General features: G+C 70.2%; 15 protein-coding genes. 9 read left to right on the top strand and 6 right to left on the bottom strand.

Features of this window, described 5'->3' with window-relative positions:
* The first annotated feature begins 350 nt into the window (after nucleotides 1–350).
* The 3 genes from groES to QM641_RS05635 all read left to right on the top strand — a co-directional run bounded on the left by groES (nucleotide 351) and on the right by QM641_RS05635 (nucleotide 3,173).
* Nucleotides 351–647, top strand: coding sequence for a co-chaperone GroES (groES, locus tag QM641_RS05645; RefSeq protein ID WP_415114315.1), 297 nt, complete (start codon nucleotides 351–353; stop codon nucleotides 645–647).
* A gap of 145 nt (nucleotides 648–792) precedes the next feature.
* The gene (gene rarD / locus QM641_RS05640) at nucleotides 793–1,695 is read left to right on the top strand and encodes an EamA family transporter RarD (protein ID WP_415114313.1); all 903 of its coding nucleotides are present in this window, start codon (nucleotides 793–795) and stop codon (nucleotides 1,693–1,695) included.
* A gap of 128 nt (nucleotides 1,696–1,823) precedes the next feature.
* A complete protein-coding gene (locus tag QM641_RS05635) occupies nucleotides 1,824–3,173 on the top strand; it encodes an ABC transporter substrate-binding protein (protein WP_415114311.1) in 1,350 nt (449 codons plus the stop codon).
* A gap of 57 nt (nucleotides 3,174–3,230) precedes the next feature.
* On the opposite strand, the gene QM641_RS05630 is transcribed toward QM641_RS05635, so the two are convergent.
* From QM641_RS05630 to QM641_RS05615, 4 genes are read right to left on the bottom strand one after another with little or no spacing between them, the layout of a single operon-like run.
* Nucleotides 3,231–3,974, bottom strand: a complete 744-nt coding sequence (locus tag QM641_RS05630) for an ABC transporter ATP-binding protein (RefSeq protein WP_415114309.1) — start codon at nucleotides 3,972–3,974, stop codon at nucleotides 3,231–3,233.
* Nucleotides 3,964–4,992 (bottom strand): ABC transporter ATP-binding protein, encoded by a 1,029-nt coding sequence (locus QM641_RS05625; protein WP_415114307.1) that lies wholly within the window; start codon nucleotides 4,990–4,992, stop codon nucleotides 3,964–3,966. The genes QM641_RS05630 and QM641_RS05625 overlap by 11 nt, the downstream gene beginning before the upstream one ends.
* A complete protein-coding gene (locus QM641_RS05620; RefSeq protein WP_415114305.1) occupies nucleotides 4,985–5,971 on the bottom strand; it encodes a branched-chain amino acid ABC transporter permease in 987 nt (328 codons plus the stop codon). Before QM641_RS05620 ends, QM641_RS05625 begins: the two co-directional genes overlap by 8 nt.
* A gap of 9 nt (nucleotides 5,972–5,980) precedes the next feature.
* Nucleotides 5,981–7,309 (bottom strand): branched-chain amino acid ABC transporter permease, encoded by a 1,329-nt coding sequence (locus tag QM641_RS05615; protein WP_415114303.1) that lies wholly within the window; start codon nucleotides 7,307–7,309, stop codon nucleotides 5,981–5,983.
* A 324-nt stretch (nucleotides 7,310–7,633) separates the two neighbouring features.
* Here QM641_RS05615 and guaB point away from each other — a divergent pair, with 324 nt between their 5' ends.
* The 4 genes from guaB (at nucleotide 7,634) to QM641_RS05595 (ending at nucleotide 12,783) form a co-directional block, all read left to right on the top strand.
* Complete coding sequence (gene guaB, locus QM641_RS05610; protein ID WP_415114301.1) at nucleotides 7,634–9,139, top strand: IMP dehydrogenase; 1,506 nt, start codon at nucleotides 7,634–7,636, stop codon at nucleotides 9,137–9,139.
* A 212-nt stretch (nucleotides 9,140–9,351) separates the two neighbouring features.
* Nucleotides 9,352–10,224 carry an endonuclease domain-containing protein gene (locus tag QM641_RS05605; protein WP_415114299.1) on the top strand — a complete coding sequence of 291 codons (873 nt, stop codon included), beginning with the start codon at nucleotides 9,352–9,354 and terminating at the stop codon, nucleotides 10,222–10,224.
* Nucleotides 10,225–10,850: 626 nt separating this feature from the next.
* Nucleotides 10,851–11,969, top strand: coding sequence for a GuaB3 family IMP dehydrogenase-related protein (locus tag QM641_RS05600; protein ID WP_415114319.1), 1,119 nt, complete (start codon nucleotides 10,851–10,853; stop codon nucleotides 11,967–11,969).
* A gap of 1 nt (nucleotide 11,970) precedes the next feature.
* The gene (locus tag QM641_RS05595) at nucleotides 11,971–12,783 is read left to right on the top strand and encodes an SURF1 family cytochrome oxidase biogenesis protein (protein WP_415114297.1); all 813 of its coding nucleotides are present in this window, start codon (nucleotides 11,971–11,973) and stop codon (nucleotides 12,781–12,783) included.
* 113 nt (nucleotides 12,784–12,896) lie between these two features.
* On the opposite strand, the gene QM641_RS05590 is transcribed toward QM641_RS05595, so the two are convergent.
* Nucleotides 12,897–13,058: a hypothetical protein gene (locus QM641_RS05590; protein WP_415114295.1), complete on the bottom strand. Its 162-nt coding sequence runs from the start codon at nucleotides 13,056–13,058 to the stop codon at nucleotides 12,897–12,899.
* A gap of 308 nt (nucleotides 13,059–13,366) precedes the next feature.
* Here QM641_RS05590 and QM641_RS05585 point away from each other — a divergent pair, with 308 nt between their 5' ends.
* Both QM641_RS05585 and guaA read left to right on the top strand, forming a co-directional pair.
* Nucleotides 13,367–13,834, top strand: coding sequence for a DUF3817 domain-containing protein (locus tag QM641_RS05585; RefSeq protein WP_415114293.1), 468 nt, complete (start codon nucleotides 13,367–13,369; stop codon nucleotides 13,832–13,834).
* The gene (gene guaA, locus QM641_RS05580) at nucleotides 13,831–15,414 is read left to right on the top strand and encodes a glutamine-hydrolyzing GMP synthase (RefSeq protein WP_415114291.1); all 1,584 of its coding nucleotides are present in this window, start codon (nucleotides 13,831–13,833) and stop codon (nucleotides 15,412–15,414) included. Before QM641_RS05585 ends, guaA begins: the two co-directional genes overlap by 4 nt.
* A gap of 52 nt (nucleotides 15,415–15,466) precedes the next feature.
* Here the strand turns inward: guaA and QM641_RS05575 are convergent, their stop codons facing one another.
* Nucleotides 15,467–16,411, bottom strand: coding sequence for a sulfite exporter TauE/SafE family protein (locus QM641_RS05575; protein WP_415114289.1), 945 nt, complete (start codon nucleotides 16,409–16,411; stop codon nucleotides 15,467–15,469).
* Nucleotides 16,412–16,606 lie beyond the last annotated feature (195 nt).

Raw genomic sequence — 16,606 nt, 5'->3', positions numbered from 1 at the left:
CCACCCACCAGCCGCTGCCCCCACCACACCGTCACCAACCTCGCTGCATAGAACACCTAGCCCGCGGCCCCGCGGCCCCGCGGCCCCGCGGCCCCGCGGGCTGGCGCGGTTCGGCGCCAGTTCTCTGCGATGGCGCCACATGTTTCATAGGGCCAAAGCAGGAAAGTAGCGCCCACGAGAGCCGGGGCGACGCCAACGCAGGAAGGTGTCGCCAACAGTCATTGCTCAGGGCCGAGCGGAGGCCACCGATTGGCACTCGCGTTGCGTGAGTGCCAATGGCCCCCTAGACTTGCTTTAGCACTCTCGGCATGTGGGTGCTAACGAGTCTTGAAGCAAGAAAGAGGTAGACCGTGTCGGTTTCCATCAAGCCGCTCGAGGACCGCATCGTCATCAAGCAGGTCGAGGCAGAGCAGACCACCGCCAGTGGCCTGGTCATCCCCGACACCGCGAAGGAGAAGCCCCAGGAGGGCGAGGTCATCGCGGTGGGCCCGGGTCGCATCGACGACAACGGCAACCGCGTCCCGCTCGACGTCGCCGTCGGCGACCGCGTGATCTACAGCAAGTACGGCGGCACCGAGGTCAAGTTCGGTGCGGACGAGTACCTCGTGCTGTCGGCGCGCGACGTGCTCGCCGTCGTCGTCCGCTGACGCTGCGACAGTCCCCGGAGAGGGTCCGGATGCCACGGCATCCGGACCCTCTCGGCATCCCACGAGCCGGCACCGACCGGGATCGCCTGCGAGCCGGCGACCTTCCGCGGCGCCGACGGCCCGAGGCCGACCCTAGGCTGGATGAGTGAACCCGCCGGATCCCGCCCGTGAGCACACGCTCGGCGGGATCTTCGCCTTCTCGGCGTACCTGCTGTGGGGGTTCCTGCCGCTGTACTTCCTGGCACTGGCGCCGACGGGCCCGTGGGAGCTCGTGGCCTGGCGAATCGTGCTCTCACTCGTGGTCTGTGCGCTGCTGCTGACCGTCACCGGCACGTGGGCGCGACTTGTCACGATCCTGCGCAACCGCAGGCTGGCCGGCTGGACGGTGCTGGCCGGCATCCTGATCTACGTCAACTGGCAGGTGTTCGTCATCGGGACGCTCACCGGCCGGGTGCTGGAGACGAGTCTCGGGTACTTCATCAACCCGATCTTCACCGTGCTGCTGGGCGTGCTGGTGCTCAAAGAACGCCTGCGCGCGGCGCAGTGGGTCGCGGTCGCCATCGCGGGGGTCGCGGTCGTGGTGATCGTGGTCGGCTACGGCTCGTTCCCCTGGATCGCCCTCAGCCTGGCGGCGAGCTTCGGTCTCTACGGCCTTGTGAAGAAGCAGATCGGCCCATCGGTGGATGCCGTAAGCGGTCTCACCCTCGAATCGCTCTGGCTCACGCCGGTAGCTGTGGCGCAGTTGGTCGTGGTGGCGGCGACCGCGGGCTTGACCATGGGGCAGGTGAGCACGGCGCACACCGTGCTGCTCGTGTGCAGCGGTGCCGCCACAGCGCTGCCGCTGCTGCTGTTCGCCGCCGCGACGCGACGCGCGCCGCTGACGCTCATCGGCATGCTGCAGTTCCTGACGCCCATGATGCAGTTCGTCACCGGGGTCTGGCTGCTGGGCGAGCCGATGTCGGCTCCGCGCTGGGTCGGATTCGCTCTGGTGTGGCTCGCACTGGTCGTCCTGACGGTGGATTCGGTCCGACACGCGCGGTCGAGGTAACGATTCGATTCCGTTACCGGTCGTTAACAATCAGCGACCGTCGGAGAGCACCTGTTCGGTTTAGGTTGGATGCCAACTGGGGGGCGGCGCTCCGACGCCGTTCCGGGTCCATTCACACAAGGAGCAATATGAGCGTCACACGTTCACGCGCTGCACGGGTCATCGGCGGCATCGCCATGGTCGGTGCCAGCGCTCTCGTCCTCGTCGGCTGTGCCGGATCGAGCGGCGGAGGGGAAGCGACCGCCGAGGCGACGGAGTCGGTCAAGGCCGATCCGGCCGCGGGCTGCACGGCGGGAGACCCGAGCACCGGCCCGCTGCAGATCGCGACGATCCTGCCGCAGACCGGCAACCTCGCCTACCTCAACCCGCCCGCGGTCGCCGGCTCCGGCCTCGCGATCCAGGACATCAACGCGGCGGGGGGCGTGCTCGACCAGCCCGTCGTGGTCGACCCGGTCACCGACTCCGGCGGTGCTGCCGACATGTCGGTGTCGACGGCCTCGGCGAACGAGATCGTCTCGTCGGACGCGCAGATGGCGCTCGGCGCGGAGTCCTCCGGGGTGACGCTGAACTTCATCGACACGATCATGGAAGCGTGCCGCGTGCAGATCTCGCCCGCGAACACCGCCGACGCGCTGTCGGGCTACTCGAGCTACTACTTCCGCACCGCACCGCCGGACCGCGTTCAGGGGCCGGCGCTGGGGAACCTGATCCTCAGCGACGGCAACACCAAGATCGCGTTCCTGGTCTTCAACGACCCGTACGGCACGGGCCTGCGCGACCAGGTGGAGGCGACGGTCACCGACGGCGGCGGGGAGATCACCTACGGCGCCTCCGGCGACGGCACCGAGTTCCCTCCGGGACAGGAGACCTTCTCGTCCGAGGTGACGGCGGCCATCGACTCGGAGCCCGACGCGATCGTCGTGCTCGCGTTCGACGAGACCAAGAAGATCATCCCCGAGCTGCAGGCGCAGGGCTGGGACATGACCAAGCTGTACTTCTCGGACGGCAACACCGCCAGCTACGCGGGCGTGTTCGACGCGGGCACCCTGGAGGGCGCGCAGGGAACGATCCCCGGCTACTACCCGGACGACGCGTTCCGCACGCGTCTGAACGACTACTACAAGACGGTGGCGGGCGCCGACCTGACCGACTACTCGTACTCGCTCGAGTCGTACGACGCGGTCACCCTCACGGCTCTTGCCGCGCAGAAGGGCGGCGGCACCGACGCGGCGACGATCCAGGCCAACCTGGCGGCCGTCTCGGGTGCCGACGGCGGCGAGGAGTGCGAGGACTTCGCCTCGTGCAAGGCGCTGCTGGATGCCGGTGAGGACATCGCCTACCAGGCGAAGTCGGCCATCGGGCCGTTCAACGAGCAGAACGACCCGTCGTCGGCGCAGATCAGCGTCTACAAGTACGACGCGGACAACAAGCCGGTCTGGTACAGCTCCGTCGAGATGGATGTCGACGTCGCAGAGTGACCGTGTGACGCGGAGGGGGCGGATGCCGTGGCATCCGCCCCCTCTTGCGTGTCCGGTTCAGGCGACGTCGTCGGCGAGCGTGCCGAGGTACAGCTCGATGACCTTCGGGTCTTTCGCGAGCGCGCGGCCCTTGCCCTCGTAGGCGTTGCGCCCCTGGTCGAGCACGTAGCCCCGGTCGCAGATCTGCAGGCAGCGCCGCGCGTTCTGCTCGACCATGATGATCGTGACGCCGGTCTTGTTGATCTCACGGGTGCGGATGAAGGTCTCGTCCTGGCGCACCGGCGACAGTCCCGCGCTCGGCTCGTCCAGCAGCAGCACCTTGGGGTCCATCATGAGCGCGCGCGCCATGGCGACGGATTGGCGCTCGCCGCCGGAGAGCGAGCCGGCTCGCTGCCTGCGACGCTCGGCGAGCACGGGGAACAGCTCCCAGATCTGGTCGCGCCGCGTCGCGAAGTCCTTCGGGCGCAGGTACATCCCCATCTGCAGGTTCTCCTCGATGGTGAGCCCCGGGAAGACGTTGTTGGTCTGCGGCACGAATCCCACCCCGGTGCGCACGAGCTTGTCCGCGCGCTGATTGGTGATGTCCTCGCCGTCGAGAGTGACGGTGCCGGAACGGATGTTGACCAGGCCGAACAGCGCCTTCAGCAGGGTCGACTTGCCGGCGCCGTTCGGACCGATGATGCCGATCAGCTCACCGGGGTAGGCCTCGAGGGTGCACCCGTTGAGGATGTTGACGCCGGGGAGGTACCCCGCCACGACGTTGTCCGCCTTCACCAGCGGCCGGCCCGGGTCACCTGTCATCGTCTTCTCCCTTGGCGCCGGCCGCAGCCTCTGCCTCTGCCTCCGCCTCGGCCTCGACCGTCTTGAGGAAGTCGGTGTCGAGTGCGGCGTCGTCGCCGAGATCGGTGTCGTGGTGGGCGCCGAGGTAGGCGTCGACCACGGCCTGGTCGCTCATGACGGTCTGCGGGAGTCCCTCTGCGATGACGCGGCCCTGCGCCATCACGACCACCCAGTCCGAGATGTGGCGCACCATGTGCATGTCGTGCTCCACGAAGAGCACGGTCGTGCCCTCGTCCCGCAGGGCCATGATGTGATCGAGCAGCGACTGGGTGAGCGCGGGGTTCACGCCGGCCATCGGCTCGTCGAGCATGATCATCTTCGGGTCGCTCATGAGCGCCCGCGCCATCTCGAGCAGCTTGCGCTGTCCGCCGGACAGCTCTCCGGCGAGGTCGTTGCGCTTCTCGTACAGCTTGAAGCGGTGCAGCAGCGACATCGCCTTCTCGCTGATCTCCTTCTCGCGCGCGTCCCACAGCGGTTTCACGAGGCCGACGAAGAGGTTCTCGCCCGGTTGCGCGTTCGCGCCGATCATCATGTTCTGCAGCACCGTGAGGCGCGTGAGCGACTTGGTCAGCTGGAACGTGCGGACCATCCCGGCGCGCGCGACCTTGGATGCCCCGGTGTTGGCCATCGGCGTGCCGTCGAACTCCCAGCGGGCCGTGCCCGCGCGGCCGCGCGAGAACAGCCCCGGCGCCGAGGAGGGCTTGTCGAACCCGGTGATGAGGTTGAAGAACGTCGTCTTGCCCGCCCCGTTCGGGCCGATGAGCGCCGTGATCGCCCCGCGCTGGACCTCGAGGTGGTCGACGTCGACGGCCGTGAGACCGCCGAACTGCCGGACGATGTTGTCGACGACCAGGATCGGGTCGGGCTTGGCCGACCCGGGGGAGCGGTCCACGCGCTCGATGGCAGCGCGCAGCAGGGTGCGGTCGTAGGGGTAGCCGGGCTGGTTCTTCAGCGGCGAGGCGGTCGATCGGTCAGACATTGAAGGACAGCTCCTTCTTGTTTCCGAGGATGCCCTGTGGCCGGAAGATCACGATCAGCATGAGGGCGATGCCCACGAGCACCCAGGCGAACTGCTCGGTCTGCTGCGTGTTGAGGATCGTGTCGGGCACGAACTCCCCGGCGACCTGCACGATGAACAGCCGCACGCAGAGGAAGACGACCGAGCCGAGCACCGGCCCGAAGACGGTGACGGCGCCGCCCAGGAGAAGGATCGTCCACACCCAGAACGTCGTGGGTCTGCCGAGCCCGTCCGGCTGCACCGAGGCGGGCATCGTCATGATGATGCCGCCCAGGCCCCCGAGCAGTCCGCCGATCACGAGCGCCTGCATCTTGAACGCGAAGGCGTTCTTGCCGAGGCTCCGCACGGCATCCTCGTCCTCCCGGATGCCCTTGAGTACGCGCCCCCACGGGCTGCGCATGGCCAGCCACACGAACAGGCAGGCCAACGCGACGAGCGACCAGGCGACCAGGCGGGTCCACCAGTCGTTCACGCCGGTGTTCTGGTAGCTGAACCACAGGAACGTGGTCTTTCCGGGCGGGAGGAAGGACAGGGCGCTGAACGCCTCGCGGTACTGTCCGCCGGGGATGCCGTTGGCGCCGCCGGTGACGTTCGTGAGCAGGCTGGACCGGCCGACCATCCGCACGATCTCGGCGGCGCTGATGGTCACGATCGCCAGATAGTCTCCCCGCAGCCGCAGCGTGGGGATGCCGAGGACCAGCGCGAACAGCGTGCACGCGATCATCGAGATGAGCAGGGCCGGCCAGAACCCCATGCCGTTCATCGCGGGGATCGCGAATCCGTAGGCGCCGATGAGCATGAAGCCGGCCTGGCCCATGTTGATCAGCCCGGTGAACCCGAAGTGGACGTTCAACCCGATGGCCGCGAGCGCGAAGGCGGCGGTGGTGGGCGAGAGCGCGGTCTCGGCGAGCAGCTTGAGCAGTTGCATCCAGAAGTCCATGACGCTCCCCTATCCCACTCGCTCGCCGCGGCCGAAGATGCCCTGTGGTCGGAACAACAGGATCAGGATGAGCGCCAGCAGCGCCGTGGCGTATTTGAAATCGCCCGGCAGCCAGATGTTGGTGAGCTCGACCACCAGGCCGATGATCATCGAGCCGGCCAGCGCCCCGAATGCGGTGCCGAGTCCGCCCAGCGTGACGGCGGCGAAGATGAGCAGCAGCATCTGCCCGCCGGTGAACCAGCTGATGCCGTTGAGCACGAGTCCGAGCAGCACCCCCGCGAGGCCGGCCAGTCCTGCCGAGACCGTCCAGACGAGCCGGATGACGCGGTCGACGTCGATCCCCGACGCCGAGGCCAGCGCCGCGTTGTCGGCGATGGCGCGGGTGGCACGTCCCACGCGCGTGTAGAGCAGGATGAGCCCGACGCCGACCAGGACGACGACGGCGATCGCCATGGCGACGTAGGACTGCACCGTGAGGCGGATGCCGGCGATGATCACGCTCTGCGGCGAGGAGGTGTCGATGCGCACGGTGCCGGCCCCGTAGATCATCTGGAACAGGTACGCCATCGCCACCGACAGCCCGATCGAGACGATCATCATCTGCGTGAGGCTCAGGCGTCTGCGCCGAAGCGGGTTCCAGACGATGGCATCCTGCAACCAGCCGGTCGCCGCGCACAGGATCACCGCGAGCAGCCCCGCCACCCAGAGGTTCATGTCGAGCACGTTCGCGAAGGTGTAGGCCAGCAGGCCGCCCAGGGTCACCTGCTCGCCCTGGGCGAAGTTCGACAGCCCGGTGGTGCCGAACACGAGCGAGAGACCGATCGATGCCAGCGCGATCATGAGGCCGAGGCGGATGCCGGAGGCGAACTGCTGCCAGAAGCGCGACCACGAGAACGAGGAGCCCGAGGCGGTCTCGCCGCCCTCCGTGTCGCTGAGGCGGAACGCCTGCGAGATGTTGTTGTGCGGACCGGCGCTGACCGTGCGGGTGGTCTCGCCGACGATGAACTGACCGTCCGGAAGGGACTCCTCATCGAGGGACAGCTCGTACGTGCCCTGCTCGGTGACGGCGAAGACCCAGCGCCCGGTGTCGTCGGTCTCGACCGACTCCTCGTCGCCGCCCGGCGTGGTCAGTGTGATCTCCACGCCGACGGCGGCGTCGCCCTCGCTCGTGCGGATCGTGCCCTGGATGCAGCCGGTGGTCTCGTCGGGCGTGCACGTGACAGCCGCAGCCTGCGCCGGAGCGGGTGCGAGAAGCGCGAGCAGGGCGACCAGCGCCAGCAGCACCGCTCCCGCCCAGGCGCGGGAGCGGTGGACGTTCGATCGTGCGATTGTCGTCACTGCGATCCTTCAGGTTCTGACGTCGTTGCCAGGACGATAGGCGCTCATTGTGTCACTCGTGTTTCGGGTGAGCGGCCCACTCGGGCGGCGTTGTCGGCGTGTGCACTTCAGGACACCATGCGCGGCGGCGAGCAGCACGCCGCCGCGGCGTTCGATGCGCAATCGTTGTGAACATCATAGGGTGCGACGGCGTCTCACGCATGCTGAAACCGGGTCGCAGAGTGGAATGCCGGACCGGCCCGCTGGCTTAGAATGGAGTACGGCGCACCCTCGCGCGCCGGCCGTCGTCGACCAGAGCAACGCGCCGAGCGCGCAGGAGATCATATGGAGCACAACGACCCGTTCGGTTTCGTCGGACTGACCTACGACGACGTCCTGCTCCTTCCCGGGCGCACCGACGTCATCCCCTCCGAGGCCGACACGTCGTCGCGCGTGACCCGCCGCATCACGGTGGCCACGCCCTTGGTCTCCAGCGCCATGGACACCGTGACCGAGGCGCGCATGGCGATCGCGATCGCGCGCGAGGGCGGGCTCGGCATCATCCACCGGAACCTGTCCATCGCCGAGCAGGCCGCGATGGTCGACCGGGTCAAGCGCAGCGAGTCGGGCATGATCACCGACCCGATCACGACGACGCCGGATGCCACGATCGACGAGGTCGACGCCCTGTGCGCGACGTACCGCATCTCGGGCCTGCCGGTGATCGACGCCGACGGCCGGCTCATGGGCATCATCACCAACCGCGACATGCGCTTCGTGTCGGGCTTCGAACGCGAGACCACGCGCGTGCGCGATGTCATGACCAGCGAGGGCCTGGTCACCGGCCGGGTGGGCATCGGCGCGAACGAGGTCATCGCGCTGTTCGCGCGCCACCGCGTGGAGAAGCTGCCGCTCATCGACGACGACGGCAGGCTCGCGGGGCTCATCACGATCAAGGACTTCGACAAGAGCGAGAAGTACCCCCTCGCCACCAAGGACGATCAGGGGCGGTTGCGCGTGGGCGCGGCGATCGGCTTCTTCGGCGACGCGTGGGAGCGGGCCGAGGCGCTGCGCGACGCCGGCGTCGACGTGCTCGTGGTCGACACCGCCAACGGCCAGTCCGCCGGGGTCATCGACATCGTGCGGCGCCTGAAGGCCGACGCGAGCTTCGCGCACATCGACGTGGTCGGCGGCAACGTCGCCACCCGCGCGGGCGCGCAGGCGCTCATCGACGCCGGGGTCGACGCCGTCAAGGTGGGCGTGGGTCCCGGCTCGATCTGCACGACGCGCGTGGTCGCCGGCGTCGGCGTGCCGCAGGTCACCGCCGTGTACGAGGCGTCGCTGGCCGCGCGCGAGGCCGGCGTGCCGGTCATCGCCGACGGCGGGCTGCAGTACTCGGGCGACATCGCCAAGGCGCTCGTCGCGGGCGCGGATGCCGTCATGATCGGGTCGCTGTTCGCCGGCACCGACGAGAGCCCGGGCGAGGTCGTCTTCGTCGGCGGCAAGCAGTACAAGCAGTACCGCGGCATGGGGTCGCTCGGGGCGCTGCAGACCCGCGGCAAGCGCACGTCGTACTCGAAGGACCGTTACTTCCAGGCCGATGTGCCCAGTGACGACAAGCTGATCCCCGAGGGCATCGAGGGCCAGGTGGCCTACCGCGGACCGGTGTCGGCCGTCGCGTACCAGCTCGTCGGCGGACTGCGGCAGTCGATGTTCTACGTCGGGGCCCGCACGATCGACGAGCTCAAGGAGCGCGGCAGGTTCGTGCGTATCACCCCGGCGGGACTCAAGGAGTCGCACCCGCACGATGTGCAGATCGTGGTCGAGGCGCCGAACTACCGGGGGCGCTGAGTCCCGGCATCCACCCCCCTCACGAACTGCGGAGAATTGCGCGTACTTCGGAGGATTCGGCCCAGATCCTCCGAACTTCGCGCGACTCTCCGAACGTCGGATGCCGGGGGCGGGGCCTCGAGGACTCCTCCACAGCCGGGGAATCGGGTCGGGTTGTCCACATTTCGCGGCGGTGGCGCCCACGGAGCGCCTCGATCACGCAGAGTATCGGCATGGCCAGACCGATCAAGACCGTCGACGACCTGCACCGCTGGCTCGTCGCGCGCGAAGGCATCGCGCATCGCGACGACATCCTCCGCGCCGGGTTCGCGGTCGGCGTGCTGCGCGGACTGGTGCGCGATGGCGGGGCGCGCATGCTCCGGCGCGCGTGGGCGGCGCTGCCCGAGGCATCCGCCGATCTGGTGACGGCAGCCCGCGCAGGCGGTCGGGTGACGTGCGTCTCGCTCGCGCGGCGGCGGCGATGGTGGATGCCGGAGAGCGTGGGCGACGAGCTGCACCTGCAGCTGGCTCCGAGTGCGGGCGCGGCGCGGCTGGGTGCGGAGTGGAACGGTGTGCTGCACTGGACGAAGCCGGTCGCGACGCCGGCCGGCCGGGTGCTGGTCGCGCCCGTGCTCGACGCGCTCGCGCACATCGCGGTCTGCCAGCCCCGCGACGTCGCCCTCGTGCTGTGGGAGTCGGCGGCGCGCACGGAACGGCTCGCCCCCGAGGCGCTGCGGGCCGTGCAGTGGCGCACTCGGGCCGCCCGTGAGCTGGCCGAGTCGGTCACGGGCCTGTCCGACTCGGGCCTGGAGACCATCCTGGTGGCGCCGCTGCGCCGCTGGGGCCTGCGCGTCAGGCAGCAGGTGTGGCTCGCCGGCCATCCCGTCGATGTGCTCGTGGGCGATCGGCTGGTCGTGCAGACCGACGGGTACGAGTTCCACTCCACGAGCGCGCAGCGCACGCGCGACGTCGCGCACGACGCCGAGCTGCGGCTGCGCGGCTACACCGTGCTGCGCTTCACCTACGCACAGCTCGTGCATGACTGGCCGGCGGTGGAGCGGACCATCCTGCGCGCCGTCGCCGAAGGCCTGCACCTCGCCGCCTGACGTGCCCCGGCGCACTGCCTGACGTGCCCCGGCGTGCCGCCTGACGTGCCTCGGCGTGCTGCCTGACGTGCCCCGGGCGCCGCGGCTCCCGGCATCCGCCCGCCCTGCCTGCACGAACTGCGGAGTATCGCGCGTACTTCGGAGGATTCGGCCGAGATCCTCCGAACTTCGCGCGACTCTCCGAACTTTGGATGCCGGGGGGCCGGGACTGGGGCCGGGGCTGGGGGCCGGGGGCCGGTGCCGGGGGCCGAGGCCGAGCCCGGGTCCGGGGCTGGGGCCGGGGACCGGGGCTGGGGCTGAGGCGGGGCGGGGGCCGTGGGCCGGGGCGGGGCGCCGCCTGACGTGCCCCGGCGTGCCGCGTGACGTGCCTCGGCGTGCCGCTTGACGTGCCCCGGCGTGCCGCGGCTCCTGGCATCCGCCCGCCCTGCCTGCACGAACTGCGGAGTATCGCGCGTACTTCGGAGGATTCGGTCGAGATCCTCCGAACTTCGCGCGACTCTCCGAACTTCGTGGGCCGGGGGCCGGGCCGGGGGCCGGGGCTGGGCGGGGGCCGGGGGCCGTTGCCGGGGCCACGCACGGGACCCCGGAGGCCCGCGGACGACCCGGGTAGGCTGGAGCGCGTGACCATGGAGATCGAGCTCGGCCGCGCCAAGCGCGCCCGCCGGGCGTATGCGTTCGACGACATCGCGGTCGTCCCCTCGCGGCGCACGCGCAACCCCGAGGACGTCTCGACGGCCTGGTCGATCGACGCCTTCCAGTTCCAGATCCCGGTCCTGGGCGCTCCGATGGACTCCGTGATGAGCCCGCGCACGGCGATCGCGCTCGGCCGGCTCGGCGGCCTCGGCGTGCTCGACCTGGAGGGCCTGTGGACGCGCTACGACGACCCCGAGGCGCTGCTGGCCGAGATCTCCTCGCTCGCCGACGGCGAGGCGACGCGACGGATGCAGGAGCTCTACGCCGAGCCGATCAAGCCCGAGCTCGTGCGCGAACGGCTCGCCGAGATCCGCGCGGCGGGGGTCACCGTCGCGGGCGCCCTCACCCCGCAGCGCACCCAGGAGCTCTACGAGACGGTCGTGGCCGCCGGCGTCGACGTGTTCGTGATCCGCGGCACCACGGTCTCGGCCGAGCACGTCTCCAGCGTCGACCGGCCGCTGAACCTCAAGAAGTTCATCTACGACCTCGACGTGCCGGTGATCGTCGGGGGCGCGGCGACCTACACCGCTGCCCTCCACCTCATGCGCACCGGCGCGGCCGGTGTGCTCGTCGGGTTCGGCGGGGGCGCGGCATCCACCACCAGGGCGACCCTCGGTGTCCACGCTCCGATGGCGACAGCCGTCGCCGACGTCGCCGGCGCCCGTCGCGACTACCTCGACGAGTCGGGCGGCCGCTACGTGCACGTCATCGCCGACGGCGGTGTGGGCACATCGGGCGACATCGTCAAGGCGCTCGCGATGGGGGCGGATGCCGTCATGCTCGGCGTCGCGCTCGCCCGGGCGACCGACGCCCCCGGCGGCGGCTACCACTGGGGACCGGAGGCGCACCACGCCGAGCTCCCGCGCGGCCGCCGGGTCGCGGTCGAGCGGGTGGCCGACCTCGACGCGGTGCTGTACGGGCCCGCGCCGGTCGCCGACGGCACCGCGAATCTGATCGGGGCGCTGCGCAAGTCGATGGCGACGACCGGGTACTCCGACCTCAAGGAGTTCCAGCGCGTCGAGGTCGTCGTCGCCCCGTACACCGCCGGCTGAGATGAGCTCGACCGGTCCCGAGGTCTTCCCGCCGACCCTGCGCGAGGTCATGCTGCGGCCGTGGTGGCTCGGGATGCTCGTGTTCGCGCTCGCCGTCGCGGCGCTGTTCGCGTGGCTCGGGCAGTGGCAGCTCAGCCGTGCGGTCGACACGTCGGCCGCGCCGCCGGGCGCGACCGAGACGGTGCGTCCGATCGCCGACGTCGTCGCCCCGGGCGAATACCTCGCGGGGCCCCTCGTGGGGCAGAAGGTCGAGGTCGCGGGCTCGTTCGTGCCGGGCGACTTCCTCGTGGTCTCGTCGCGCTTCAACGACGGAGTGCAGGGCTATTGGGTGACCGGGCAGTTCCGGGTGGCCGGCACCGAGACACCGACCTCTCTCGCCGTCGCGGTCGGCTGGACCGACGACCGCGCGCAGGCGGATGCCGCGGCATCCGCTCTCGACGCCGACCCGCCGCAGGAGGTGACCCTCACCGGTCGCGTGATCTCGGACGAGGGCCCGGCGATGCCGCCTCGGGGCGGGCCGGTGACCGAGCTGACCCGCATGTCGCCGGCGATGCTCCTGAGCCGCTGGCACGATATCGCGGGGTTGGACGTGTACCGTCCGTACCTCACGTCGGCGGAGCCCTTCGGCGGGTTGACGGCCATCCACTCGCCGCCGCCCGACGAGGGCTCGGGCGTCAACTGGCTCAACATCTTCTACGCCCTCGAGTGGGCGGTGTTCGCAGGCTTCGCGTTCTACATGTGGTACCGGCTCGCGCGCGACGCCTGGACCCGGGAGGTCGAGGACCTGGAGGCCGCCGCCCCCGGCCCGGCGTGACCCGCCCGTCCCCGCGAGACTTCACCGGTGCACCGAGACAGCACGCTGGGCATGCAGTCTCGGTGCACGGCTGGAGTCTCGCGGATGTTAGGTGGGTGTGGGCGCGGGCGCGGTCACCACACGGCGATGCCGAACGACGGCGCGGTCAGGTCGAGACCGGACTCGTCCAGCGCGATCATGCTCCACGTGTTGCCGGTGCTGTCGGTGAACTCGTACGCCGGCACGACGTAGCGCTGGTAACCGTGTCCCGCGACCGTCGTCAGCCCGAGCCGCACCGAGACGATGGTGTGCTCGCCGATGTGCCAGGGGATGGCGGAACCGGCCGCCGGCGGTTCCGGAGGGCCGGTCGGCGGAGTCCACGTCGGGGTCGCACCAGCATCCGCGTCGCCGGCCGAGGTCCTGCCGCGGTGAACGGCGGACGAAGTAGCGGTAGACCGCGTCAAGGTGCGTTGCGACCTCGGCCGTGAACCATGCTCCGTCCCGGTTCATGGCGCTCCTCTCGGCGGCCCGCCGGTCCGCTCGAGGGGGATATGTCGCCTACCGGCCGATTCTTGCACGCGGCCCGCCGACTAGACTGGACGCCATGCCCCAGCCCAAGCTCGCCTCGTTTCCGGCGATCCGCGGGGCCCTGCGGTTCTACCAGATCGCCTCGGTGATCACCGGCACCATGCTGCTGCTGCTGTGCGCTGAGATGTGGGTCAAATACGGTCTCGGCTACGAGCTGTTCGCCGGCGGATCGGGCGGCCCGCTGTGGTTCGCGCCCGTCGTCGAGGGCCCGCACGGCACCGAGTCCACCGGCGACGGGGCCAACCTGTCGCTCGGCATCCTCGTCGCCCACGGCTGGTTCTACGTCGTATACCTCTTCGCCTGCTTCCGGGTGTGGAGCCTCATGCGCTGGGGATTCCCGCGCTTCCTGCTCCTGGCCCTCGGCGGCATCGTCCCGTTCCTGTCGTTCATCATGGAGGCCCGCGTCGGCCGCGAGGTGCGGGCGTATCTCGCGCAGCGCGAGGCCGCGGCATCCGTCCACGCCGCCCCGGAGGCCGCCCGGTGACCACCCAGACCGAGACCGCCCAGCGACCCGTCCTGGTGGTCGACTTCGGCGCGCAGTACGCGCAGCTCATCGCGCGGCGCGTGCGCGAGGCCGGCGTCTACAGCGAGATCGTGCCGCACACCGCCTCCGCCGCCGACATCGCGGCGAAGCAGCCGGTCGCGATCATCCTCTCCGGCGGTCCGTCGTCGGTGTACGAGCCGGGCGCTCCCACGCTCGATCCCGGAGTGCTCGGGCTCGGCGTGCCGACCCTGGGCATCTGCTACGGCTTCCAGGTGATGGCCCAGCAGCTGGGCGGCGAGGTCGCCAACACCGGGCTGCGCGAGTACGGGGCGACGGATGCCGCGATCACCGGCGACGGCGGCGTGCTGCTGGGCGGGCAGCCGGACGCGCAGACCGTCTGGATGAGCCACGGCGACCAGGTCTCCCGCGCCCCCGAGGGGTTCGAGGTGCTCGCGGCGACCGCCGCGACGCCGGTCGCGGCGTTCGGCGACTCCGAGAGGTGCTTCTACGGGGTGCAGTGGCACCCCGAGGTGAAGCACTCGGACTACGGGCAGCGGGTCATCGAGAACTTCCTGCACGGTGCTGCGGGCCTTCCCGCCGACTGGAACAGCGGCAACGTCATCGCCGAGCAGGTCGCCCGCATCCGCGAGCAGGTCGGCTCCGCGCGCGTGATCTGCGGGCTCTCCGGCGGGGTCGACTCCGCCGTCGCCGCGGCCCTGGTCCACGAGGCCGTGGGCGACCAGCTCGTGTGCGTGTTCGTCGACCACGGCCTGCTGCGCAAGGGCGAGCGGGAGCAGGTCGAGCACGACTACGTCGCCGCCACCGGCATCCGCCTCGTCACGATCGACGCGCGCGAGCAGTTCCTCACCGCGCTCGCCGGCGTGAGCGACCCCGAGCAGAAGCGCAAGATCATCGGCCGCGAGTTCATCCGCACCTTCGAGGCGGCCGAGCGCGACCTGGTGGCCGAGGCGGCGGCGGGCGGCGAGCCGATCCGCTTCCTCGTGCAGGGGACGCTCTACCCCGACGTCGTGGAATCCGGCGGCGGAGCGGGAACGGCGAACATCAAGAGCCACCACAACGTCGGCGGGCTCCCCGACGACCTGCAGTTCGAGCTCGTCGAGCCGCTGCGCACACTCTTCAAAGACGAGGTGCGCGCGATCGGGCGCCAGCTCGGGCTGCCGGAGGCGATCGTCGGGCGTCAGCCCTTTCCGGGTCCGGGACTCGGCATCCGCATCGTCGGCGCCGTCACCGCCGATCGCCTGGAGATCCTGCGCGAGGCCGACGCCATCGCCCGCGACGAGCTGACCAGGGCGGGCCTGGATGCCGAGATCTGGCAGTGCCCGGTCGTGCTGCTGGCCGAGGTGCGCTCGGTGGGCGTGCAGGGCGACGGCCGCACGTACGGGCATCCGATCGTTCTGCGGCCGGTCTCCAGCGAAGACGCCATGACCGCGGACTGGACCCGGCTGCCCTACGACGCGCTGGCACGCATCTCGAACCGCATCACCAACGAGGTGCGCGACGTCAACCGCGTCGTGCTCGATGTGACCTCGAAGCCTCCCGGCACCATCGAGTGGGAGTGACGCCGGCCGCGTGCCCGACGGGGCACGCGGCCGAGCTGCGACCGATCCGAGGTCAGACCACGGTCCCGCCGTGCGCTGCGGCGGCATTCCGCTTGGCGAGCTCGCTGATCGCGTCGGCGGACTCCAGGTTCGCCTCCAGTCGCCACTCGCGGAACGAGTAGACGAACGCCCCGACCCAGATCGCGATGACCACCGCGTAGGCGACCCACGTCGCGGTGGGGCCGAAGTCGAGCACGCTCGACCCGATCAGCGTCCGAACGTTCGTGAAGATGATCAGACCGCCGACGGTCGCACCCAGCAGCCGCGGGGGCAGGTGCCTCACGATGTAGGCCGCGAACGGTGCGGCGATGGCGCCGCCCAGGAGGATGAAGCCCGCATACGCGAAGTCGATGCCCTCGCCGCCGAGGTTGGCCAGGAACCCGATGGAAGCCGCGAGCGCGATGAGGAACTCGGACGTGTCGATGGTGCCGACCACCTTGCGCGGCTCCATGCGACCGGAGGCGAGCAGCGCCGGTGTGCCCACCGGCCCCCACCCGCCGCCACCGGTGGCGTCGATGAAGCCGGCGAACACCCCGAGCGGGGACAGGAACCGGGACTTCAGCGGCTTGCCGAGATTCTTCGTGTCGATGCCGCGGAAGGTGAACCTGACCAGCACGTAGACGCCCAGGAGCAGGAGGATCGTCGACATCAGCGGCTTCGCGAAGTCGGTGGAGAGGTTCGAGATCACTGTCGCACCGAGGAACGCGCCGATGGCGCCGGGGATGCCGATCCGGGCGACGACCTTCCAGTCCACGTTGCCGAAGCGCCAATGCGACAGGCCGGAGACGAAGCTCGTGCCGATCTCCGCCAGGTGGATGGTCGCGCTGATGACGGCGGGGGACATCGTCGTCAAGGCGATGAGGAACGTGGTCGCGGTGACGCCGAACGCCATGCCGAGGCTGCCGTCGACCAGCTGACCGAAAAGCCCGACGAGAGCGACGATGAGAAGGGTGGGCATGATGATTCTCCGAGCCTGGGGTCTGGGGCGGCAGCGTCCGTGTGGACGGTGCACGAACCGTGCGGTTGACCCACCTTCACAAAGATCATCGCGAAACGCGATCAGCCCGTAACGCGACGTCACGTCTCGCCGGAAGAAGGGCGATGCCGGGCGTCGCGGGGACGAAGGGGCCGCCCGGCGCGATGCCGGACGGCC

It is taken from the genome of Microbacterium sp. (assembly GCF_047605725.1).
In the GTDB taxonomy this organism is placed as follows: Bacteria; Actinomycetota; Actinomycetes; order Actinomycetales; family Microbacteriaceae; genus Microbacterium.
The sequence above is the reverse complement of the archived record's forward strand: the minus strand, read 5'-3'. Positions and strand labels throughout refer to the sequence as shown.

Excerpts from the sequence above, each read along its gene's own strand:
- QM641_RS05635 (WP_415114311.1), top strand. The coding sequence starts at position 1,824 with ATGAGCGTCACACGTTCACGCGCTGCACGGGTCATCGGCGGCATCGCC.
- QM641_RS05630 (WP_415114309.1), bottom strand. The coding sequence starts at position 3,974 with ATGACAGGTGACCCGGGCCGGCCGCTGGTGAAGGCGGACAACGTCGTG.
- QM641_RS05625 (WP_415114307.1), bottom strand. The coding sequence starts at position 4,992 with ATGTCTGACCGATCGACCGCCTCGCCGCTGAAGAACCAGCCCGGCTAC.
- QM641_RS05620 (WP_415114305.1), bottom strand. The coding sequence starts at position 5,971 with ATGGACTTCTGGATGCAACTGCTCAAGCTGCTCGCCGAGACCGCGCTC.
- guaB (WP_415114301.1), top strand. The coding sequence starts at position 7,634 with ATGGAGCACAACGACCCGTTCGGTTTCGTCGGACTGACCTACGACGAC.
- QM641_RS05605 (WP_415114299.1), top strand. The coding sequence starts at position 9,352 with ATGGCCAGACCGATCAAGACCGTCGACGACCTGCACCGCTGGCTCGTC.
- QM641_RS05600 (WP_415114319.1), top strand. The coding sequence starts at position 10,851 with ATGGAGATCGAGCTCGGCCGCGCCAAGCGCGCCCGCCGGGCGTATGCG.
- QM641_RS05595 (WP_415114297.1), top strand. The coding sequence starts at position 11,971 with ATGAGCTCGACCGGTCCCGAGGTCTTCCCGCCGACCCTGCGCGAGGTC.
- QM641_RS05585 (WP_415114293.1), top strand. The coding sequence starts at position 13,367 with ATGCCCCAGCCCAAGCTCGCCTCGTTTCCGGCGATCCGCGGGGCCCTG.
- QM641_RS05575 (WP_415114289.1), bottom strand. The coding sequence starts at position 16,411 with ATGCCCACCCTTCTCATCGTCGCTCTCGTCGGGCTTTTCGGTCAGCTG.